Source organism: Aerococcus sp. L_32 (assembly GCF_050689315.1).
The window spans coordinates 1-1,587 of the sequence record NZ_JBOEQF010000440.1 but is presented as its reverse complement, the minus strand read 5'-3'; the positions used below and the strand labels follow the sequence as shown (position 1 = coordinate 1,587).

1 protein-coding gene is annotated in these 1,587 nt (G+C 44.4%); it reads right to left on the bottom strand.

Going from position 1 to position 1,587, the window contains the following annotated elements:
* The coding region (dnaX, locus tag ACRCJ0_RS13735) for a DNA polymerase III subunit gamma/tau (RefSeq protein WP_431390789.1) at positions 1-1,413 on the bottom strand (1,413 nt) is incomplete at its 3' end.
* Positions 1,414-1,587 lie beyond the last annotated feature (174 nt).

The following is a 1,587-nucleotide window of genomic DNA, read 5'->3' as shown; positions in this document are numbered from 1 at the left end:
CTGCATGCTTGGTAGACTCTCAATCAGCCCTTCCCATAAATTCGCGATATCATTCAAATCTTTCTTAGTCGCTTGATTTAACACTTGAAAGACCTTCGTCAAATTTGGCGTAAAGGCCGTCGCATTCCCTGACCGCTTAGCTGGCTTACTTGGCGCAGGTTTAGCTGGCTCTCCGCTTCCATTTTGAACCTGTGCCGTTAAATTTGCCACTTGTTCTTGCAATTCAGCTAACGCTTGACTCACTTGCGTTGGCAAGACATGGTCACCTTCTTGGTTAGCCACCACGTGTTGGTTATCACTTTGACCAACAGCCGACTGACTACCGATTTGGCTAGCTACCTGAACCGTTGCCACCTCTAGATAGATTGTTGGTTGCAATGAAAAACGAATCTCTGCCTGCGTTTCTCGGAAGACTTTCATCATCTTATACAAAACATTGACATCAATCGTTTTAGCCAGACTATAGAAGGCTTCATCATAACGTTGGGTCAAATCTTCAATCTCAGCTGTATCCGCCTTGGTTTCCTTGGCAATCATTAAATCACGCACAAAAACCAACTGCTCTTCCACAAAACGCGCCGCATCTTGACCACCAGCCATTAAAGCATGTAAGTGGTCTAAAGCTGCCGTCACTTGCCCATTAGCTAGGGCCTCCGTATATTGAACCAACTGCTCTTCAGACAAGGCCCCCGTCACCAACCGACTCGTTTCAAGTGATAAAGTCCCATCGGAAAAGGAAATCACCTGGTCTAACAAGGACAAGGCATCCCGCATCCCACCGTTTGCTGCCCGAGCAATTACAGTAAGGGCGCCATTCTCATATTCAATACCGTCCTGGTCCAAGATAAATGCCATCCGTTCCTCAATCGCCTGACGTGAAATTCGTTTAAAATCAAACCGTTGGGTTCTTGAAATAATAGTTGCTGGAATTTTATGCGGTTCAGTCGTTGCTAAAATAAAAATGACATTAGCTGGTGGTTCTTCTAAGGTTTTTAACAAGGCATTGAAAGCACCCGTTGAAAGCATGTGGACCTCATCAATGATATAGACCTTATATTGCGCTTCCGTTGGTGCATAGCGAACCTTATCACGGATATCACGAATCTCCTCAACACCATTATTTGAAGCCGCATCAATTTCAATCACGTCAGGTAGCGTACCATCAGTAATTGCCCGGCAAATTTCACATTCATTACAGGGTTCCCCATCCACCTGGTTTGGACAGTTGATCGCTTTCGATAGAATTTTAGCCGCACTCGTCTTACCAGTCCCTCTAGGACCCGTAAACAAGTAAGCGTGACTCGTCTTGCCAGTTCGAATGGCATTTTGCAGCGTACGCGCAACAGCCTCTTGGCCAACAATATCTCCAAATGTCTGCGGCCGCCAAACGCGGTATAATGCTTGGTAACTCATCGCTGCCTCCTTAAACTTGCTACATTTAATCATCTCGAACATTATAACATGAAACTATAGTAAGGCAATTAATGCAGGGTTATCTTAATCTTAAAAATAGTCTATAAAAACTTATCAGAAAATTGAAAATACCGCCATTTCCCCCTTACTATTCCCTGCATATCCTGTATAATA